Source organism: Runella limosa DSM 17973 (assembly GCF_000482465.1).
GTDB classification, from domain to species: domain Bacteria; phylum Bacteroidota; class Bacteroidia; order Cytophagales; family Spirosomataceae; genus Runella; species Runella limosa.
This window is the reverse complement of the sequence record NZ_KI519433.1, coordinates 86,790-107,974: the sequence shown is the minus strand read 5'-3', so window position 1 is coordinate 107,974 and position 21,185 is coordinate 86,790. Positions and strand designations below refer to the sequence as shown.

Sequence of the window (21,185 nt, the reverse complement as noted above, 5' to 3'; positions counted from 1 at the left end):
CTATGTGAAACTCACCTATGATAACTATGTGGCAAAAATATACAACCAACACAATGAAAATCAACAAATTAACTCTTTTTTTAACTACCTCTCTACTTGCTATTGGAGCACATGCCCAAGATACCTACGCCGAAAAACTCGGCTGGCCCAAAGGCGCCAAAGTAGTGATTTTCCACGTTGATGACCCTGGGATGTCGTATTCATCCAATCAAGGCACCATCAAATCGGTGGAGCAAGGCGTTGCCACTTCGTGCAGCATCATGTTTCCCTGTCCGTGGTCGGCGAGCTTTGTCAACTACATCAAAAAAAGCAATCCCAACTTAGACGCAGGGGTTCACCTTACCCTTACGTCTGAGTGGCGTGACTACCGCTGGACACCGCTGGCGGGTTTCCAGAACGTACCAAGTTTGGTTGACAATGAGGGTAATTTGTGGCATGAAGTAGCACAAGTGGTGAAAAATGGCACGGCTGACGACGTCGAAAAGGAAATACGCGCGCAAGTGGAGCGTGCGCTGCGCATGGGACTCAAACCCACCCACCTCGACTCGCACATGGGGACACTCTTTGCCCACCAGCCTTTTTTGGAACGTTACATCAAAGTAGGAGCCGAGTACCAGATTCCTGTTATGTTTCCTGGCGGTAACAATAAACTGTTAAAAGAATGCCTCAATTTGCCTGTGGTCAAAAAACTCAAAGCTGAGGGTAAATGGCAAGAAGGAATGAAACTTCCCGACCCTGAATTGACCAAATCATCGACGGCTGTAGGTCAAAAAATTTGGCAATTGGGGCTACCTGTTTTGGACGATTTGCACACAGTCAGCGGCGATTGGAAACCTTCAACCCCCAATCCTTCGCCTGAAGAATGGGGAAAATACAAGGCTCAACAATTCATCGAAACCCTCAATGCCATGCAGCCTGGCTTGGCGATGTTCATCGTACACAGCAGCGACATCACCGATGCTTTCAAACACATCAGTGCTTCGGGTGGTTCACGCTACGCCGATATGCTCTCGATGATGAGCCCTGAGTTAAAAGCTTACATTCAATCGAAAGGTATCATTCTTACTACTTGGCGCGAAGTGATGGAACGCCGTAAAAAAGTGAAGTAAATCCCCCTTTGTCACCCTGGAAGGGTCTAAAACCAAACGAATTAGCAACCGTTTTAGATGCTTACAGCATGACAAAAAACAAGTTTTATCAATAAAAAAAGCACGAATGAAACTCCGTTATTATTTCTTCCTCTTTGCCTTTATTTACCTCCTTCAAACCACCTTTGCCCAATCACCCATCGTTCAATCCACGTTGATTTTTCCTCCCCAAGAAAAACACGTCCACGGAAGTAGCCTTGTGGCGCTGCCCAACGGCGATTTTCTTTCGGTATGGTTTTATGGCAGCGGTGAACGTACCGCCGACGATGTAAAAATCATGGGCTCACGTCTCAAAAAAGGGCAAACGAAATGGAGCGATCCGTTTGAAATGGCCGATACTCCACTCCTCCCCGATTGTAACCCTGTGTTGTTTTTAAACCAAAAAGGTACGTTGTTTTTGGTATGGATTGCCGTACAAGCCAATCAATGGGAACAGTCGATTCTTCGGTTTAAAACATCCACTGATTATAACGGCAACGCAGCGCCCGTTTGGAATTGGCAAGACAATATTTTGCTCAAACCCGACGACCGTTTTGCCAAAGAAGTAGCCGAAAAATTCAAAAAACTACCCGAAAATACAGCAGGATGGGCAGGCTATGCACCCAAATACGACAACATGATTATCGAAGCTGCCAAAGATGCCACCAAAAGAAGCATCGGGTGGATGACACGCATCAAACCGCTGCAATTTGACAACGGACGCATTGTTTTGCCGCTTTATTCCGACGGCTATAATTTTTCGATGATGGCTATTTCGGACGATTTTGGCGCGACTTGGCGTCCCAGCCTTCCTTTGGTAGGTCGTGGACCAATTCAGCCTGCTTTGGCACTGCGAAAAAATGGTAACCTCATCGCCTACCTTCGCGACAGCGGCGACGCCCCGACGCGCGTTCACGTAAGCGAATCGTCCGACAAAGGGGAATCGTGGACGGCTTCGGTCAAAAGCGACATTCCGAACACCGCAAGTGTCGAATTATTGAATTTACAAGATGGGCGGTTAGCTTTTCTTGGCAACGACATTGAAGACGGACGCTACCGTGTCAGCCTGTATCTTTCTGATGATGAAGGCAAAACGTGGAAATGGAAAACCCGCTTAGAAGACCACCCCCGCGATAAAGGTGGCTACTCTTATCCGTGCCTTATCCAAACTTCCGACGGACTTTTACACATCACTTACTCAGCCCACGCCGACAACAAAAATAAGTCCATCAAATACGTGGTGGTGAATCCGAAGAAAGTGAAAAACTAAAGCATTTTTGTCGCCTATTTAACCCATAAGAGATATTATCCCTTTACGGGGTTAGAGTTTCTTAGTTATAATCCTAACAAGTTTATTTGGATTTTGCATTTGCATAAGCCCGAATAAAATGACTTGGCAGTTTCATCTAAATTAAAATCTCTTCTTGTAAAGGATTGATTATTGCTCCGCATGAGGCACTAAAATAATCGCAGCCTTCTTCCTTCCAAAACTGGTCAACTTCAAAGGCACTATCAAACACATTGACGGCGTGTATCTTACCAATTGCTTCAGGAGCAAGTATTGTGTACATTTTTTTTACCACTTCTTCGGTCTTGGCAAAACACGAAGTATAACCAGCCATCCAAGGGCATGCTATAGCCAGTATAAAAGGACTACTTTCATATTCTGGATAAGCGCTGATAATGGCAAAGCGAGTGACCTCCTTGCCTTCTTTCTTAAATTCTGTTACCAAATTATTTATTTGGCTTACCAGTGTTGACTTATCCATGGCAAAAATTGAGTTTCTATTCCTTCAACAAATTTATTGACATCAATATCAGAATGCCCAGCCAGTTCATATCGACATCTTTCACTCCAATTCAAGTTCTCAATGTGATACCAAGCTAAACCGAAGTCAGAGTTTACAGTTTTATAATCTTCAAGTTTGTTATACAATCCTGCTAATACAATAAGCGTCTTTATATCATGCGTCTTATATTTCTCTAATACTCCACCTACATAACCAGCTGTCCCTTTTTGCTTCTCTTTAAAGAAATCAGGCATATCCAAACATTTACACACAGCGGCTTTTAAAGCAAATTCTAAGGCGTAGCCAGCTAAGTAAAACGCTGCTTTGTGATGACCACCACTACAAAGCACCTTTGCTTCTACAACTTTTAAACCAGCCATGGTTTGAAAATCAGTTCCTAATGGCATTAATCAATTGTCATTTTTAATCAACACTAAAATACATCTAACAGTTTACTCTATAACAAATATATCATGTAAATATTTCTTACACAATAAAGTACTCATATCTAACGAATACAGTTCACTTGCATCATCCTAATAATTTTGGCATTTTCCCGCAATTTCCAATCTTCTCTCAATATTGTTCTCCACCCTACCACTTTTTCATAATCTTCACCAACTTCTTCGTAATTACCTCATAACCCGCGTCTGAGGGATGAAGTCCGTCGTAGGTCATGGCCACTGATTCCAGCGGGTAAGGGTATTCGTCGGTTTCGGGGTTGAACGGAACGTCGATAAAATCGGGGTACGAATAGTTTTTGTACTGTCCCGTTTGTGGGTCTTTTAGGCGTTTAAATTTCACCAATTTTGAATGTGCCAATTTTTTCTCATGGTACAAATCCACGACGGGCAGCTTTTCACGTTTGCCAATGGCCTTGATGGCATCCGCAAATTGCTCCAAATATTGCCCTTTTTTGTCTTTGTACGACCCGTAGGCATTGTTCTTAAAATTAGCGATATACACAAAATCCACGCGTTGAAGCGGCGTTATCAGAATGATTTTTGCGTCGGGATTGAGGCTCCGAAATTTATTAATAATAATCCGAAACGAACCGTAGAGCGTTCCAAACCCCGTGTTGTTTTCGTAGTCAGCCATCGTCCCCACGGGGCGGCTTCCCCACCAATCGTTCGTTCCTAAAAAGACGGAATAAACGTCGGCTTTGACCAAATTAAGGCTTTCGATTTTTTCCGCAATACGCGCAGCCGTCCAACCATTATGTCCTTGATTAATATACTGAATATGAGGCAATTTCTCCGTTACCATTGTCATGTAGCCTTTGGTAATGCGGTTGCCTGTTTCATTTTGGTGTTCGTTGAGGTAAGTAATCGAGTCTCCCAAAGCCACCCACGTCATTTTTTCGGGGGAAAAGCAGCAAAAGAGAAAAATCAATACGGGAGCAATGAGCCATTTTTTCATGTGTAGTGCGTTTAGTTATAAAAGCTTTTTCCCGCCAGTTTTTAATGAAAAAATATACATACCCATCGAGGCGCGTGTCTAAAATTGAATCTCCCAAATAGCCCTTGAGAATTAAATCAGAGTATTCTAAAGGAAAGTTTCTGTTACACCAATATCCCATCTTATGAGAATACAGTTCCTAGTTTTAAGTACATGGCTATGCTCTTTTGGTCTCCTGGCTCAAAAACCCAAACAGCCTGTTCACCGAGACACGCCTTTTACGCAAGACTACGCCATCAAATATTATTTTAAAGACAGCGTTGAGCCGCTTCATGTTTTCACCGACCGCAATGGAACCATCAAAATCAGTACAAAAACGGGTTTGTTCCAACCTCATGCGGGACAGTTGCTCTACCCTGGAACACTGGAAAAAGATGTTTCTTATCGCCCCATTGCCGATAAAAAAATCGCGAACCTTTCGCTTTATCAGCAGCAGTTTGTTTTGATTGACAACAAATCGGTTTTGAGCGACGCTTGGGCGGGCAAGTTGTTTCTCAAACATTCACTCCCCGACGCTCACCTTTTCGCAGGTGGTAGCGACTTTAATTTCCTCATTGCCAACGGCTCACAGTTAGAATACCTTCCCAAACAAGGAACAGGTTGGAAAGAAACAGGGCTCGAAGGGCGCGTTTTGAACATCAAATACAACAACGGACAGTTTTATGTATTGACCGACAAAGCGGTGTATTCGGTTGCGGAAGGCGCCAAAGCTGTGAAAAAAATCTATGCTGCCGATAACCTCACGGCCTTGGAAGTCACCCTTTCCAAGCTCGTTGTAGGCACTAAAAATGGCTATTTAGAACTCGATAAAACGGGCAAAGTCATCACACCGCTTCAGCAAAAACTTCCTTCAACAGACATCACTTGCATTACTGCCATCGGAAATCAACTTTGGTTTGGATCGAGCGAGGGAGCTTTTTACCAAAAACCCGACGGGAAATTTAACTACTATGCTTCTGAACGTTGGCTTCCGTCCAACCAAGTGACGCATATCGCCCAAGGAGAAGATGGTTCAGTTTTGGTATTGACCGACAAAGGGCTTGGAAAAATTATTTTTACCAAAATGACACTCCAAGAAAAAGCCACTTTCTACGAAAAACAAGTGCGCACTCGCCACATTCGGGATGGCTTTAATGGCACGCTTGGACGCATGAAAAACGGCAATTTGGCCACGGGTACCTTACAAGATTCTGACAACGACGGCCTTTGGACTTGCATGTATTTGGGCGGGCAAATCTTCCGCTACGCCGCCACCAAAGACCCACAAGCACTCCAAAATTGCCGCGAATCGCTGGATGCGATGGAACGACTTTACGACATCAATAAACTACCTGGTTTTCCGTCGCGGTCGTATGAACGTACGGGTTACAAATACGAAGACAAACCTTGGCGCCGTACCGACGACCCCGAATGGGATTGGAAGTCCACGACAAGCAGCGACGAAGTGATTGGACACATTTTTGCGTTTGGCGCCATGGCCGAGTTGATTGACGACAAAGACCTCAAATCACGCTCCATTGCGTTGATTGATACGTTGATGAGTCACATCATCAAAAATGACATGTATTTGGTGGACTGGGATGGAAAACCTACCCTTTGGGGAAAATGGCATCCCGATTATGTCAATAACTTCCCCATCAACGTGGGTGACCGCAAGCTCAATTCGTCCAACATCGTAGCCATGCTCCAAACGGCCTATCATTTTACCAAAAAAGAAAAATACAAGGCCAAGGCATTTGAGTTGATGAAAAAACACGGGTACTACGAAAACCTCATGCGCCCCATGAAAATCATCGGACAAGCTCCTGGCAACGCCAGTGATTGGAGCAAGATGCTTTCGGGCGACTGGAACCATTCGGACGACGAAATGTACTACATGGGCTATTGGGGGTTGTATCGCTATGCGTTTAATGACACATTGAAGGCCAATTACAAGAAAGCCATCGTGGACCACTGGCAGTTTGAACGCCCCGAAAAAGATGGTCTTTGGAATATTTTGACGGCTATCACAGGCATTCAAGATTTTGATTTGGAAGAATCAGTCTGGTATTTACAGGAATATCCGCTCGACATGATTGATTGGACGGTAAAAAATAGCCACCGCAAAGACATTGAACTATTGCCCCCCAATTTTATCGAACAAACCACCAAAGAAGTACTTCCTCCCGATGAACTGGGCATTATTCGTCACAACAACAGTCGGTTTATTTTAGACCGAAACGGGCGCGGTAGTTCGGAAATGAGTGCTGGAGATATTTGGCTGCTTCCTTACTGGGCAGGACGATATTTAGGCGTTATTAGTGGCGCTACAACCAATACCATCAAGAAATAACGATTTTTAAGTCTTACTCCAACGCAGGCTACGCTATGAAGTGGCCTGCGTTTTTTTATGTACCTAAATGACATAAATATACGTATAGTAAGCTGCGTTCCGCTTTTCGTGTCCCACTATTTTCAACCCAACTTGCATCCTCCAATTTTTATGTACTAAATAGGGGGTTTTATGTACAAATGCACCCTTTTCGTAAAAAAATTGGAATCGGACTTTAAAATACTATTTTTGGAATATAATTTTGCTGTACTAATAGTGCCGCCAATTTTGGGCAAGGGTGCTTAGTTATCTCACATCAACGGTTATTGAAACTCTTATGCGAAATGATCTGTGTACCTAAAAAACCATTACAATGACTAAAGCAGAATTGGTAACGCGTATCTACCGACAAACGGATCGTACCAAAACCGAAGTAGAAACAACGCTCGATGCGATGTTTGATGTGATCAAAGACTCACTTAGCCAACATCAAATCATTTATGTGCGCGGTTTTGGCAATTTTCAAAACAAACACCGTGCAAAACGCACTGCGCGCAATGTGAAACGGAATACCCTCGTGGAGGTAGAAGCGCACGAATACCCCACTTTTAAGCCTTCTAAAATTTTTATTGAAGAAGTTAAAAAAAGCCTCCTTGAGCCTAGCCTATAACAAATGAAGGGCGTTGGCAATCGCCAACACCCTTCTACTTTAGTGCCGCAGTTATAGGATACGGCTTATCAGGTTTCCTTCAATGTGTTTGCGCGTAATTTGGTTGCGATACTGATCCCCAATCGGTATTGTATCGCCAGAGGTTAAAACAATTTCGTTTTTTGTAATGGTCTGAATCGCCGAACGATGTACCAAAAACGAACGGTGTACCCGCATAAACACGTCGCTACGGAGCTGCTCTTCCATTTTAGAAATAGATAAAATGGGCGAGTAGGACGAATGCTTTGTCACAATTTGCAGGTAATTTTCCTGCGCTTTCATGTAAAGCACCTCTTTGTAGGCGATTTGTACGTAATTGGAGTTTTCTCTAACAAAAAAATAAGGCTCCACTGGCGTTGTTTCTTCCGTATTTATAAAGCGTTCTTTTACCTTCTCAATCGCCTTCAAAAAACGGTCTAATTCGAGCGGTTTTAGCATAAAATCCACTGGCGAAACCTCATAACAATCCAAGGCATAGTCACGATGTGCAGTGACAAATATAACAAATGGGCGGTGGCGGATGCTTTTTACAAAACTTAAACCTGACATTTCGGGCATTTCGATGTCACAAATCAACAAATCAACCTCGACATCGCTCATTTTACTGTAACCTTCCATCGCAGACCCACACACGCCCACAAGCTCCAAATTGGGATGTATTTGTACAAATTTCCCAATGATTTTTTGCCAGTTTATATCATCATCAACGACCAGTGTACTGATTTTCATGAACGAATTTTTCTTTAAAATTACGATTCTTTTGGTTTTGAAATCAATAACATACCTAAAAATACAATTGCGCCATTTAGCATAAGCCGCTCAAAACCAATCTTGTACCCATCAAACCATGCCTCCGAATTTTGGTTCAGTACGTACGTAATAATCGGCCCCAAGACACACACGAGAGGCGTCAGGCGGTCTTTTACCGAACGTTTGGTATATAGCCCAAAAGCAAATAAGCCTAGCAACGGCCCGTAGGTATAGCCAGCAATGTCAAAAATAGCCGTAATGACTTCTTTGCTATTGAGTTGATTAAAAAGTACAATCACCACGTAAAACAACAACGAAAAACCAATGTGAACCCAGTGCTTGATGCGAGCGCGTTCTTTTTCGGGTTTGTTGGTTACGTTCATAAAGTCAATACAAAAAGACGTCGTCAGGGCAGTCAGCGCCGAGTCCGAGCTTGCGTAGGTAGCCGCCGTAATCCCAATCAAAAACGTAATTGCCACCACAACCCCCGCCGTTCCTTCGTTGAGACCAAAATGATTCAAGGCCAACATCGAGTAAATTTCGTCGGTACGTTCTGGTAACGTAATGTTTTTGGCTTGGGCATAAAAATACAACAACACCCCAAGGCTCATAAACATCAGGTTGACGAAGGTCAACGTAATGGTAAACCAAAACATGTTTTTCTGGGCTTCACCGATGTTTTTACAAGTCAGGTTTTTTTGCATCAAATCTTGGTCCATACCCGTCATGGTAATGGCAATAAACGCCCCCGACAAAAATTGCTTCCAGAAGTACTTGTTGTCTTTTGGATCGTCGAAAAAGAAAATGCGAGAATATTCGCTATCGGCCACGGCCGAAATCATCCCGCCAAACGTAAAATTCAGCTCTTTGGAAATCAAATAAATCGTAAGCGCGACTGCCGTAACCAGAAACGTTGTTTGGAGCGTATCGGTGATAATAATAGTTTTCACTCCACCCTTGAAAGTATAGACCCAGATAAGTGCAATCGTAATCAAAACGGACACTTCAAAGGGAATCCCAAGGCCGTTGTACATGGCCAATTGAAGAACTTGCGCCGCTACGTACAGCCGCACCGCCGAGCCAAGGGTGCGCGAAAGCAGGAAAAAAGCTGACCCTGTTTTGTACGCCCAAAAACCAAAACGCTGTTCGAGGTAGGTATAAATAGAGACCAAGTTTAGTCGGTAATAAAGTGGCATAAGCACACTACCTATAAACAAATAGCCTAAAATATATCCTAAAACAACTTGGAAGTAAGAAAATTGAATTTTTCCAACTGCACCAGGTACGGAGATAAAAGTAACCCCCGACAGCGACGTGCCTATCATGGCAAATGCCACTAAGTACCAGGGAGACTGCTTATTGGCCGTAAAAAAAGTATTTGTGTCAGCCCCTTTAGAGGTATAAATAGACACGGCAATCAATACCGCAAAATACACGATGAGAATGGTGAGAGCTACATATGGACTCATAGAATGGAACAAATAAGGTTAGAATGTGTTTATACCTTTTGCAAACCTATACGATTTTTCGTAAATTTGTTATATCAGTTCATTAACTATACAAATCTTTGCACATGCAACTGTTTGAAATGCCCGAAGTCGATGTAGTCGAAGAAGTAGAGCAAAAAGTAGTGGAAACCGACCTTTACAGTCTAGTGGTTTTCAACGACGAGGTGAATACATTTGATTGGGTCATCGAAACCCTCATGGATGTTTGCGAACATACCCCCGAACAAGCAGAGCAGTGTACCATTATCATTCATTACAAAGGCAAATGCCGCGTAAAAAATGGTTCTTGGGAAGAGCTAGTGCCCAAACGCCAAGAGATTTGTCGCCGTGGTATTTCGGCAGAAATACTTTAGTAATTCTGCCTTTCCCTTACTTCTTATTCGCCGCTTTCTCCAAACAATGCTTTCAATTCGGTGGCATCACTGGGTTTCATTCGCCCTGCCAAAACCAACCGTAATTGCCGACGACGCAACGCGCTCTGAAAAAAGCTTTGCTCTTCTTCTGTTTCAGCAATCACGGGCGCCACTTCGATGGGTCGCCCGCTTTGGTCAACCGCTACAAAAGTGTAAAAAGCAGAGTTGGTATGCACAGCCGCCTCTCCCGCTGAAAGGTTTTGGGCGCTTACTTTGATGTGTACTTCCATCGACGACGTAAAGGCACGGGTGACTTGCGCCTCAAACGTTACGATGTTTCCTAACTTTATCGGCTCGGCAAAAGATACGTTATCGACCGAAGCCGTCACTACTGTCCGATGCGCGTGTTTCTGGGCCGTGATGGCAGCACAAATGTCCATCCAATGAAGCAATCGCCCTCCCATGAGGTTGTTGAGGGTATTGGTATCGTTGGGCAGAACCATTTCGGTCATGATGGTGTGTGACTCACTGGCTTTTTTGGGAAGAGGCATAATTGGAATGTCGAATTTAGAATGTTGATTGTCGAATGTAATACAAGCGACAAAATTAATTCTAAACTCTCAAACCACAACTTTCCGAACCATTTCAGTATATTGGCTGTTGTTTTTGTAATCTAACATTCTAGGATTATGAGTCAATTCATGGTAGAATTTACCCTCCCTGACGAAATGACGGAGGAGTTTTTAGCGAAAATCCCGCGTCAGCGTCAAAAAATCAACCACTTGATGGAGACGGGAAAAATTACGTCGTACGCCCTTTCGTCCGATCGGACCAAGCTTTGGTGCGTTATCAAAGCCGATACCGAATTGCACGTTTTGGAAATTCTTTCGCAGTTTCCGTTGATTGATTTTATGGAGCCCACGATTTCGGAATTGATGTTTAATAATACCGCTACAGCCGTAAAACTCCCGATGTTTTCGCTCAATTAGTCGAAAGATGTGTACCTTTGGAAAAAAATTCAGCCGTGAATCCTTCCGAAATCTACACCCAACGACAAGCCGTTTTTCAAGCACAAACCGAAGTAATCCAGCGCCGTTATAATCAACTTTCCACCGCTCGACTTGCTATTTTTATCTTGGCAGCGGCCGCTGTTTGGTGGTTTTCAAAAAGTGACCTTTCGTTTGCCTTTACCATTGGATTTTTAGGGCTGGTTTTATTTGCGATTGTGCTGCGCAAACACCAAAAAACCTCCCGACTTCTCAATCTTTATCGGATTTTGACTCAGCTCAACAAAGAAGAAACGGCAAGGTTGTCACTTTCTTTTTTGAGAAAAGAAACGGGGGAAGAGTTTGCTCCGCCCAACCATCCGTATGCTTACGATTTGGATGTTTTTGGCAAACATTCGCTTTTTAAACTCATCAATCGGGCGCATACCAAAGTGGGGATGAAAACCCTAGCACATTGGCTCCTTGCCCCCTCCGACCCCATCGAAATTACGGTTCGTCAGTTGGCCATTGCCGAGCTTACTCCCCTACTCGACTGGCGTCAAGAGTTTGAAGCCACTGCTGCTCTCGAAAAACAAATTTCTCAATCCACCGAATTTTTATCGCTTTGGCTCAAAGCTGGCGAAAATGAATCCATACTTCGCTGGAAGCGTTTTAGGTGGTTGCCCATCCTGACAATTTTGGGGATTATTGCCGCTTCTTTGGGTCTAATCCCTTGGTTGGTTATCGTCGCCGTATTGCTTTTTCACGGGTTTATTTTGAGCAAACTTAACGCTTCTGTCAAGGCGTATGCGGAGCAATCGGAGCAAATTGTCGGAACCTTGAAAGCCTACGCGGCTCTTTTTGAAAAAATTGAAAATCAGTCGTTTGAGTCCGCTAAACTGCGACAGCTCAAAAGCCAACTTACCACAGGCATCTCCGCATCCAAAAGTATTCAGCAGCTTGCTAAAATGACCGAAAACCTCAATTTTCGGCTGAATCCGTACTTTATGCTGGCCATTGGCCTTCCTTCATTGTGGGATTTGCAATGGATGACCCAACTTGAAGCGTGGAAAAAGCACCACCAAGACGACCTTGGGCGGTGGTTTCACGTACTGGGTCAGTTTGAAGCCCTAAGTAGCTTTGCAGGCTTTGCTTATTCTAATCCCGCTTATCCGTTTGCGGAACTTTCTGCCGAACCATTTTACATCAAAACCAAACACGTCGGCCATCCGCTGATTGCGGCTGACAAACGTGTTTGTAATGATTTTGAACTACAAGGTTTGGGACAAACCGCCATCATTACGGGCTCAAACATGTCAGGGAAAAGCACCTTTTTACGCACCATTGGCGTCAATACCATTTTGGCGTTGTCGGGTTCGGTCGTCTGTGCCGAACAGTTTTCGAGCGCTATTATTCAAGTTTTTACAAGTATGCGAACGCAGGATTCGCTGGAAGAAAATACCTCTTCGTTCTATGCTGAGTTAAAGCGTTTACAAACCTTGCTCAAACTTTCGGGAAGCTCACCCATTCCTGTGTTTTACTTTTTGGACGAAATATTAAAAGGTACAAACTCCGTTGACCGCCACAAAGGTGCCGAGGCACTGATTCGCCAGCTTCATTTACAAAAAGCGGCAGGATTCATCTCCACCCACGACATTGAGCTGGGCGACATGGCCAACGAAGGACAGTTTGCCCATAATTACAGTTTTTATTCTACCTTCACCGAGGGCAAATTACACTTCGACTATCAGTTGAAAGAAGGGGTTTGCCGAGAGTTTAACGCAACGGCATTGATGCGACAAATTGGGATTGAAATTCCCTGAGGGGCGCTGGGGACGTTATTTACAGCGTGAGCGCAGGGCGACTATGCCAAGGATTAAATAATCCATTCGGGTCGCGTTGGGCACGTACTTCGTCGAGGCGTTTTAGATTACCTGCCGCTACGAAAGGTGCCATACGCTGGTGAAGTCCTTCATCGGCCAACTGAATCCCTGTGGACAAGTGATTTGCTTTTTCCATCCATCCTTTGGCCCAACTGCCGTAGTTCGGGATATCGTTTGCGTCTTTCCAAGTACCATACAGGGCAATGTAAATGTTATCTTCCAGCGAATAAGCCATGTCTTGGAGGCGCTTGGGTGGGTACCAATTAAGCCACAACATGTGCGAAGGGGCAGGTGGCAAAGTTTCAACCACGCCTTTTAGGTAAGGCATTAGCTCGTCGATGGAAGCTTTGGTCCACATATTATCCACTCCCCAATGATGGTCGTCGGGGTAATGCGTCATCACAAAACGATACATCGACGACATATTTGCTTTCAAATAAGGCGTTTTGAAAAATGCCTTTTGCTTAATGGGGCTATTCAACATAAACGCCTTGGCCTCTTCGAGTTCGTCTTTTGTATCGGCAAAAATAGGCGCAACGGCTTCAATGCCTGGCCCAAAAAATTTCAAGACTTTACGGCTTGTGAGTAACTGAAACTCGACGGCATCAGGCACACTTGGCCCTATTTCGTGCGCCCATCGAAACACATCTTCAAGGTACTGAATATCAAAAACGTGGGTAATAGATCCGCAATAAGCAGGCTTCTTAAAAAGTCGTAAATGAAACGCCACCACAACGCCAAAAAATCCCCCGCCTGAGCCCCGCGCTGCCCAATAAATATCCGAATTGTGGTGTTCGTTGGCATGAATGTAGTCGCCATTGGCCGTAACCACGTCAATTCCGATGACATTTTCGCAGGCCATCCCCAGCTTGCGGCCATTCCATCCAAAACCTCCTTGCAACAAATATCCTCCCACGCAAACCCCTTTGCAGTGCCCCGCAGGAAAAAACAAGTCTTGGTCAAACAAGGCCGTTAGCAACGTACTCCCTCCTACCCCTGGCCCTACTTTGGCCGTCATCGCCTCACGGTTTACCTCATACGTATCAAATTTTCGCATGTTGATTAGCACGCTGTTGTTCCGAACATGGTTGGCCGACCAACTGTGTCCTCCCGAACAAATACTGATGTGTTTTCCTTCTTTCCGAGCGTAATGGATGGTGTCAATAATGTCGTCGATGGTTTTGGGGGTTACCATCATATCGGGGCGGCGTCCTGGTTCCCATTGATTAAAGAGGGTATCCATAATAGCCCTATCAAAGCCTTTATCTCCTTGTTGGATAATGTCTCCTGAAATAGCAATTGGTTTCATGTTAAAATGGTTTTTAAAGGGTTGGATTAGTGAAATTCGTGGTATAAGTCGGGCAAGATTTTGGCCAAATGATTCATTTCTTCGGAGCAATGCTGCAACAAGTCTTTCGCTTGACGTTCAGGAAGATGCGCAATTTTTGGCAACACTGCTGACACCAGTTGAGCCAACTTATTGTCTCCTCTCAACTGAATGTGTTTTCCTCCCACCCAAAACCGTGAACGCATTTCGGCACCAACGGCGGTTTTGCGCACTTGGTGTACCAGCCAACCAAAATCAACGGGTAAATGTGGGTATCCCAAACGAGCGCAGATGTAAACCACTTCTTCTTTGTCGGCAATTTGCGCTTCCGAAAAACCCAATGCAGTGGGATGAACGAACTGAATAGCCGCTTTTTCGAGGGAAGTTCCAATGTACTCTTCAATAATAGACGTGCGACCAATGTACGCTTCATCGTCCCGCCCATCTTCCCAGCGGGCAGATTTGTGGGCAGCAGGATGCCATAATTTATAGCGATTATCTTGGCAACCGTGCCAGCCAAACCACCAGTCCCACATGGGGGGTGTTACGTCGCGCATAGGCGTCAAAACCGCCACATGCAAACCTCCGTCTGGCAATAAAAAATACCCATTCTCGACCGTCTGATACCCTTTTTCTGCCATTTTCGGAGCGTTTTCTAGCGTCAATGCCTCTGGAGTTGGCAGGGCGTGTTCCAGCGTAGCAGCGACGTTGGCGGGAATGGGCGCAATCGTTTCATTAAAAAATTTGGCAAAAGGTAATTCAAAATCATGGGTCTGATACCCCATGTAGGTGGCGTGGATTGTCATATTAATTTATCTTATACATTTTTGTTCAACAATTTTGTTTATATAAAATCCAAAAAATAAGGCGAAACGCCTTTTTCAATTCAAAACGTGCTTAAATCCCCTGATTACCAAGGGCGTGCCACACAAAGCTTTTGATTTGTACCCTACGCTCCTCCAAAAAAGCAGTCATTGCTTCGTCGCTGCGTTTTTCTTTGGCTTTGATGTAATTATGCGCCAAGTAAGCCATTGAACATAAGCCGTATATATGGAGCATTAGGTGTTCACCCGTTATATCCGACTGTATCGTTCCTTGCTGTTTTGCCTCCTCTAGCAACCGATTCAGCACCTTTGGAAGTTCATCCGACTGACCCATCGCCATGAAATACGCAATTTCGGGCGATTCGTTAAAAATGTTGACCACAAAAGTCGGCAAGCCAGGCTTTAACGCACAAACATCACACAACAAATCAATCAAACCGTTCACCATTTCTTTCAGGTCGCGGGGCTGGGTCAAAACCCCTTGGGCATGTTCGAGGACAACCCCAACCGACCGCTTGAGCACTTCCTGAAACAACTCTTCTTTGGAATTGAAGTAATAATGCATCATCGTCCGACTGATACCCGCTTCTTCGGCAATGAGCGAGGTTCGTGCCCCTTTAAATCCGTTGGCATGAAACACTTTCTCGGCAGCTGCGAGTATGCGGTCTTTGGTATCGTGGTCGATTTTTGGCATTTACCCCTTCTTTTTCTCGACAAAATTGTTTATAAAAATATTTACTTCCAATTTTTTATCCAAAAAATATTTTTCCACCCCGTACTGAGGGTTGCGTATCCCGTGCAGAGGGTTGCTCACAACCCGATTTTAACATGTGAAGAGTTGCTCACAACCCGCCTCTCACGCGCCAAAGGTTAACCAGAAAAAAGCCCTTAAAACTCAATGCGCCAATTCAGAATCGGCACTAAGCCCAGTTGGGTATCAAACTGCAAGCTTTTGGTGGAAGTATCGTAAAATGGTTGGTATAAATTGAGCCGATTGAAGACATTTTGAACGTCCAGCGAAATCGTTGACGTGGTTTTACGGCGGTTTTTGGTAAAACTTACCCGCGTGTCAAAACGAAAATAATTGGGTAATTGCTCCTCGTAAGAGCGCTCATAGACCCTGACGGTCGTATTACGTTTTTGAGATTGGGACAAATCAATCGGGACGTAGCGGTTGCCTCCCGCCCATAGGCTTCGGAGGTTGATGGCCAACGTATTGGTTTTCATTTTACCCATTTTCCATTCTTTACCCAAAAGAATATTCTGCACAAAATTGCCATTAAAACGGCTATTGCGCTCAATACCGTCGCGGGCAGTGTATTTGGCTTGGTATAATGAGGTAGTGAAAATAAAATAGAGCCCTTTCGTCAAAAATTTCTCTAATGTAATGTCAATCCCGTAGTTGCGTCCTGTGCCTGCGCTTACTAATGAGTCGGTGATGTATCCATCCATTAAGTTGAGCATAGATTCGGTTTTGAGTAAGGCCGTTTTGGCGTAAACGGTGCCTATCGGAACGTCAAAGTGCCGTTGGTAATAGGTCTCCACCTGCCAGCGCCAGTCATCGTTGGGTCGAAACTCGTACCCAACCACAAAATGCGCCGATTTCATCAAATCCAAGTTTTTATTGGCTTGGGTAGTCGCCCCATTGGTGGTTTTAACTTCTGCAAAATAAGTCGATAGCGCTTCGATTCGGCTGTGTACGCCCATCCCAGCCGTCAAGGCGTGGCGGGGCAAAACATTCCAACGAAATCCCACACGAGGTTCAACAGAAGTTTGACCATTGATTCCCAGTCGAGTTGCGTGAAGCCCTGAAGTCAGGGTAAAAGTGGGTGAAGCACGAAATTTCCATTGACCGTACGCCTGAACAAGTGAGGTTTCACCGCGTTGGTTGACCGTCGTACTAAGGCGCGGCCCATCAATGGTCTGATTGAGCAAAACAAACCTCAAATCACTCATAATCAGACCCATGAGAAGTGAATGCTGCGCGTTGATTTTATGATTCCATTGCAACGAAAAGCGGTAGGCTTGGTTCGTAAAATCTTCCTCTCGAACGTAAATTTGTTGCAGACGAGTCGCATCGTACGTTTGCCGATTAGCCGCCCAACTAACGGTAGCATCGAGGTACGATTTAGGGGAAAGAAAGAGTGTATAGTTCAACCCAACTACCGCACGGTCAGAATGAAACGCATCGTTTTGGGTGGTACGACGGCGAATCTGACGACTTAGTCCTCCCATTCCCCACAACGATAAAGTACTATTTTTAGAAGTAGGAAAAAAGAATTTAAACGCGCCATCCTGAAAGTCGGGAGCCGCATCTCCGACAATCTCAATTCCTGCTCGTTTTATCATTTCGAGCGTCGAATAGCGGTAATTCACCAAGTAAGAAGATTTCCCCGACGGCTTGAAAGGGCCTTCAGCGGCAATATCCGCTCCCAGCACCCCTACCTGCACCGAATATTCGCGTTTTTCGTGGTTTCCTTTACGTAGTTTTAGGTCAAAAACCCCTGATGTGGCATTGCCGTATTCGGCAGGAAACGCCCCCGTAAAAAAATCCGAATTGCTCAACATATTGACACTCAAAGCGCTAATTCCCCCTCCCGTTGCCCCTTCTTCGGCAAAGTGATTGGGGTTTGGAATCTCCACACCTTCCATCCGCCACAATACACCTTTGGGGCTATTCCCTCTGATAATGAGCGCGTTGCTTTGTTCATTATTATTAGCCACTCCTGCGTAAGTAAGCGCCATACGTGCGGGGTCATTAATGGCTGCCGCATAGCGTTTTACTTGTTCTACCGAAAAAGAACGTGCCGAAACGGTAGCCATTTCGTTAAGCGCAGTTCCGTTTTGCGGTGAAGCTTTTACCGTAACCGTTTCCAATTGCTGAAGCGATTCGGTTAGCCGAATAGTAAGGTCAATTTCCTTCCCAGCTCCCACAACTAGCTCTTGAATGAGGCCATTTTCGTACCCCAAAAAAGATACTTTTAGCGTATGACGCCCCACGGTGACACCCGTAATTTTGAAAAAACCATTAGCGTCGGTTTGCCCTCCCAGCAGCGGCTGTGTGGTCACTACCACCACACTTGCCCCCACCAAAGGCTGTCTGGATTCTGCATCAATCACCTGGCCTTTAATGGTTTGAGAAATATTTTGTCCCAAACCATTCATTGACCAGCATTGCAGTAGAAATATACAACTTATGACCAACCAGTATCTTTTAGCCATTGCTTTTACATTACAAATGTGCCAGCACTTCTTTCAATGAAGTAAACTCCTTGAAATTAGCATGTTCGATGCGATGGTCGATTTGTTCAAAAGCCCAAGTCGTATGAAACGGCACGTGAAATCCGTGTCCTCCCATGGTCAAAACTGGCAATACGTCAGATTTGAGCGAATTACCTATCATCACAAATTCTTCGGGGGCAATGTCGAGGTGTTTGATGAGCTTTCGGTAATCGGCTTCGCGCTTTTCGCTCATGATTTCGATGTGGTGAAAATAGTGCTCCAAGCCCGATTTTTTCAATTTCCGTTCTTGGTCTAGCAAATCGCCTTTGGTGGCCACCACCAGCCGATACCGCCCCGAAAGCGAATGTAAAACATGTTCAACGTCGTCCAGAAGTTCAATCGGTTTTTCGAGCATTTCTTTGCCAAGCCCAATGATTTTTTCAATCACATCTAAACTAATGGTTTTCTCCGATACCGACATGGCCATCTCTATCATACTCAAAATGAAACTCTTCACCCCGTAGCCGTACAGCGGCAGGTTCTGAATTTGCATTCGATACAACTCTTGAGAAACCGTGTGGTGGGGTAAATAATCCTCCAATAAGGCACAGAGTTTTCTTTCTGTTTCGTAAAAAAAAGGCTCATTTACCCACAATGTATCATCTGCGTCAAACGCAACAACTTTTATGCTCATTTACGTATTTTTTTGCAAAAATACACAACCATTAGATATTCCACCAATACGTCAGCTTGAGCACCAACGCCCGATTTTTTACCATGAGGTTTTCGGGTAGATAATTATCGGTATAAACGATAAACAAATCAGACGCAGGCTGATAACGCCACTGCAAACGCGTGTTTAGGTTGACATTATCTGCTTGATTGTTGTATTGCACAAAAGTCGTCCAGAAAAGATTGTTGCGGAATGTCACATCCACCCGTGGCCCTAGCAACAACAACTCCACAGGTTTTTGCAAATAAGGTACTTTGATGATGTTATAATCCACCGAAAACTTGGTAGCTACGTACGGCTGAAAGCGATAGCCCAGCGTCGTTCTTAAATTGAGGCGAGTTCCATCGGCATAAAAGCCACCATAGCGCGTGCCAAACGAATACGTAAATCGGTTTCGAGGGCTTGACGTAAACTCCGTTCCAAAAGAATTCCAATAATGCTTCGTCCCTGCGGCCAATTTTTCACGGCCAGTGTTGGTTGGGTCAAAAGGTGCCAGTAGTTGCACGTAATTCGTAGCCACCCAAGCCATTCCTGTTGCACGGTTGCGAAAATTGAAATTATAGGCCATAAACGTCTCATTATCTGTCAAACGGCCTGATTTGTTCCAAAACAATGTTGACTGTAGCAAAGGCCCGTGACTGATTAATAGCGGGGAATTTACAAAAAACAAATACCCCACGTTCGGGGCCATCATCTGATACCCACGACGAGCGGCATTGGGGACATAACCTACTTCGGCATTGTAATTTTCTCCCACATATTCCTGGCGCCACTGCCAAAAGAAATTGGCTTTGTTGTAGTTCAAAATGCTTGCAATAGCTACGTCATTGCCTGAGACGTTTGGACTGAATGATTTCAAAACGGTGGCTTTCCCCGTCCAGATATTATTGGCCGAGGCTAAGTTAAACTCCGCTCCTACGTTTCGATTAAACGCCGATGCGCCTTTGTGAACACTTTCATCGAGGTTTAACGACTGTTTATTCACCATCAGCAAGCCTACGTTCGAGCGGGCAAACACTTTTCGTTGCAAGGCCACCACCGCAAAGTTTTGGGCGGGTGTTGCACCGTCCTCTTTGGTTTGCGTGTCCAACACACCAATTCGCCAATTTTTATCCAATTTCCCGCTCAAACGCGCTCCAAATAACAACGGTACCCCTAACCCTATCCGACGCGAAAAGAAAGGCCGCAACGTGGCAAAACCGAAGTTGGCGAACAAATCCGCGTTTTCGAGGAAAAACTGACGACGTTCAGGGAAAAACAACTCAAAACGGTCGAGGTTGGTTTGTTGCACGTCCACTTCTACTTGAGAGAAATCAGGATTGACAGTCAAGTCTAAGTTGAGCGACGAATTGAGGGCAATTTTAGCATCACCCCCGATGTTTGGTTTAATATCAGCAGGCGTTTTGGCCAGTTGATTTTTAGAAATACTCGTCAAGGCGTAAGGAATCAAAGAAATATTTTTTCCAGCAGGAGGCAAAGGCTTATCCCACACCAATACTCCAGCATACCCTAAGTTAGCCGACTGAAACTGACGTGGAACGGGCGCCCAAGCCGATTTTTCGTTGGTCGCCAAGTCCAAACGACTACCGTTAATACCCCAGCGTAAATTATCGGGGCGATAGCGAATGGTTTTAAACGGAATAGCTGCTTCCCACACGTAGCGGTCTTCATAGTTCCGCGTTACACAATGCCATTTATTATCCCAGTTGAGGTTTATCATCGTTCCGTCAGCCTCTTGTCCGTCCCAAATCGCTCCTGCGGCACTTGCCCCAAACGAATAGCCATTGGTGAGGTCTTCAAAAGTATCAAGTACCACAAAAAAGTTATCGTTGAGCCCAAAATTAAAGTCCCGTTTTAACGATTCAACCACAAAAGAACCTTTTACGGCCTTGTAGCAAACCGCAATGATGTACAAATTGTGCTGATCGTAGCAGAGACGCATTTCGGTTTTGTTACGCGCTAGGCTCGTGTCCATGGGAGTCACCATGTAAAAATCTTTCGCCAGCTCTGTCTGCTGCCAAGCGGCATCATTTTCTAAGCCATCAATTTTGATAGCTCCTTTGGCTTCAAAAATGTGGTATTGGAATTTTTCGTTTTTCTTTTGGGCAAACGTAAGAAGAGAAGTGCAACAAAGCAGTAAGCACAAAAACCGATACATGGTCTGATGATTGGATAGATAGGTTGAAATCAATGAAAAAATATGC

The 21,185-nt window shown here is 44.7% G+C and carries 19 protein-coding genes; 7 read left to right on the top strand and 12 right to left on the bottom strand.

The genetic code is table 11. The features are described from left to right. Positions 1-53 precede the first annotated feature (53 nt). The gene (locus K339_RS0131835; protein ID WP_028527206.1) at positions 54-1,109 is read left to right on the top strand and encodes a polysaccharide deacetylase family protein; all 1,056 of its coding nucleotides are present in this window, start codon (positions 54-56) and stop codon (positions 1,107-1,109) included. Positions 1,110-1,215: 106 nt separating this feature from the next. Then, a complete protein-coding gene (locus K339_RS0131830; RefSeq protein ID WP_028527205.1) occupies positions 1,216-2,397 on the top strand; it encodes a sialidase family protein in 1,182 nt (393 codons plus the stop codon). 136 nt (positions 2,398-2,533) lie between these two features. Here the strand turns inward: K339_RS0131830 and K339_RS0131825 are convergent, their stop codons facing one another. The 3 genes from K339_RS0131825 to K339_RS0131815 form a co-directional block, all read right to left on the bottom strand. Beyond that, on the bottom strand, positions 2,534-2,896 hold the full coding sequence (locus tag K339_RS0131825; protein ID WP_028527204.1) for a hypothetical protein: 363 nt from the start codon (positions 2,894-2,896) through the stop codon (positions 2,534-2,536). Next, the gene (locus tag K339_RS0131820) at positions 2,875-3,324 is read right to left on the bottom strand and encodes a hypothetical protein (RefSeq protein ID WP_028527203.1); all 450 of its coding nucleotides are present in this window, start codon (positions 3,322-3,324) and stop codon (positions 2,875-2,877) included. Before K339_RS0131820 ends, K339_RS0131825 begins: the two co-directional genes overlap by 22 nt. A 187-nt stretch (positions 3,325-3,511) precedes the next feature. Then, entirely contained in the window at positions 3,512-4,336 is an 825-nt protein-coding gene (locus tag K339_RS0131815; protein ID WP_028527202.1) for an SGNH/GDSL hydrolase family protein, read from the bottom strand. 163 nt (positions 4,337-4,499) lie between these two features. On the opposite strand from K339_RS0131815, the gene K339_RS0131810 reads away from it, so the two are divergent. Beyond that, a complete protein-coding gene (locus K339_RS0131810) occupies positions 4,500-6,707 on the top strand; it encodes a hypothetical protein (RefSeq protein WP_028527201.1) in 2,208 nt (735 codons plus the stop codon). Positions 6,708-7,059: 352 nt separating this feature from the next. Then, positions 7,060-7,356: an HU family DNA-binding protein gene (locus K339_RS0131805; RefSeq protein WP_028527200.1), complete on the top strand. Its 297-nt coding sequence runs from the start codon at positions 7,060-7,062 to the stop codon at positions 7,354-7,356. 51 nt (positions 7,357-7,407) lie between these two features. On the opposite strand, the gene K339_RS0131800 is transcribed toward K339_RS0131805, so the two are convergent. Together K339_RS0131800 and K339_RS0131795 are read right to left on the bottom strand one after the other, a co-directional pair. Continuing rightward, on the bottom strand, positions 7,408-8,124 hold the full coding sequence (locus K339_RS0131800; protein ID WP_028527199.1) for a LytR/AlgR family response regulator transcription factor: 717 nt from the start codon (positions 8,122-8,124) through the stop codon (positions 7,408-7,410). A 20-nt stretch (positions 8,125-8,144) separates the two neighbouring features. Next, entirely contained in the window at positions 8,145-9,614 is a 1,470-nt protein-coding gene (locus tag K339_RS0131795; RefSeq protein WP_028527198.1) for a sodium:solute symporter, read from the bottom strand. A gap of 104 nt (positions 9,615-9,718) precedes the next feature. Between K339_RS0131795 and K339_RS0131790 the strand changes: the two genes are divergently transcribed. After that, positions 9,719-10,006: an ATP-dependent Clp protease adaptor ClpS gene (locus K339_RS0131790; RefSeq protein ID WP_028527197.1), complete on the top strand. Its 288-nt coding sequence runs from the start codon at positions 9,719-9,721 to the stop codon at positions 10,004-10,006. Positions 10,007-10,029: 23 nt separating this feature from the next. Here the strand turns inward: K339_RS0131790 and K339_RS0131785 are convergent, their stop codons facing one another. Further along, entirely contained in the window at positions 10,030-10,557 is a 528-nt protein-coding gene (locus K339_RS0131785; protein ID WP_028527196.1) for an acyl-CoA thioesterase, read from the bottom strand. 138 nt (positions 10,558-10,695) lie between these two features. Between K339_RS0131785 and K339_RS0131780 the strand changes: the two genes are divergently transcribed. Then, complete coding sequence (locus K339_RS0131780; RefSeq protein WP_028527195.1) at positions 10,696-10,995, top strand: muconolactone Delta-isomerase family protein; 300 nt, start codon at positions 10,696-10,698, stop codon at positions 10,993-10,995. A gap of 17 nt (positions 10,996-11,012) precedes the next feature. Next, positions 11,013-12,815, top strand: coding sequence for a MutS-related protein (locus K339_RS0131775; protein ID WP_229598859.1), 1,803 nt, complete (start codon positions 11,013-11,015; stop codon positions 12,813-12,815). 19 nt (positions 12,816-12,834) lie between these two features. Here the strand turns inward: K339_RS0131775 and K339_RS0131770 are convergent, their stop codons facing one another. The 6 genes from K339_RS0131770 to K339_RS0131745 form a co-directional block, all read right to left on the bottom strand. Then, positions 12,835-14,184, bottom strand: coding sequence for an FAD-binding oxidoreductase (locus K339_RS0131770; protein ID WP_028527193.1), 1,350 nt, complete (start codon positions 14,182-14,184; stop codon positions 12,835-12,837). Positions 14,185-14,210: 26 nt separating this feature from the next. Beyond that, positions 14,211-15,008, bottom strand: a complete 798-nt coding sequence (locus tag K339_RS0131765; RefSeq protein WP_028527192.1) for a DAPG hydrolase family protein — start codon at positions 15,006-15,008, stop codon at positions 14,211-14,213. 91 nt (positions 15,009-15,099) lie between these two features. After that, the gene (locus K339_RS36460; protein ID WP_028527191.1) at positions 15,100-15,720 is read right to left on the bottom strand and encodes a TetR/AcrR family transcriptional regulator; all 621 of its coding nucleotides are present in this window, start codon (positions 15,718-15,720) and stop codon (positions 15,100-15,102) included. A 194-nt stretch (positions 15,721-15,914) separates the two neighbouring features. Beyond that, a complete protein-coding gene (locus K339_RS0131755) occupies positions 15,915-18,248 on the bottom strand; it encodes a TonB-dependent receptor (protein WP_051398404.1) in 2,334 nt (777 codons plus the stop codon). A gap of 10 nt (positions 18,249-18,258) precedes the next feature. After that, entirely contained in the window at positions 18,259-18,942 is a 684-nt protein-coding gene (locus K339_RS0131750; RefSeq protein ID WP_028527189.1) for an HAD family hydrolase, read from the bottom strand. Between the two features lie 31 nt (positions 18,943-18,973). After that, positions 18,974-21,139: a DUF5916 domain-containing protein gene (locus K339_RS0131745; RefSeq protein ID WP_037302413.1), complete on the bottom strand. Its 2,166-nt coding sequence runs from the start codon at positions 21,137-21,139 to the stop codon at positions 18,974-18,976. Between the last annotated feature and the right edge of the window lie 46 nt (positions 21,140-21,185).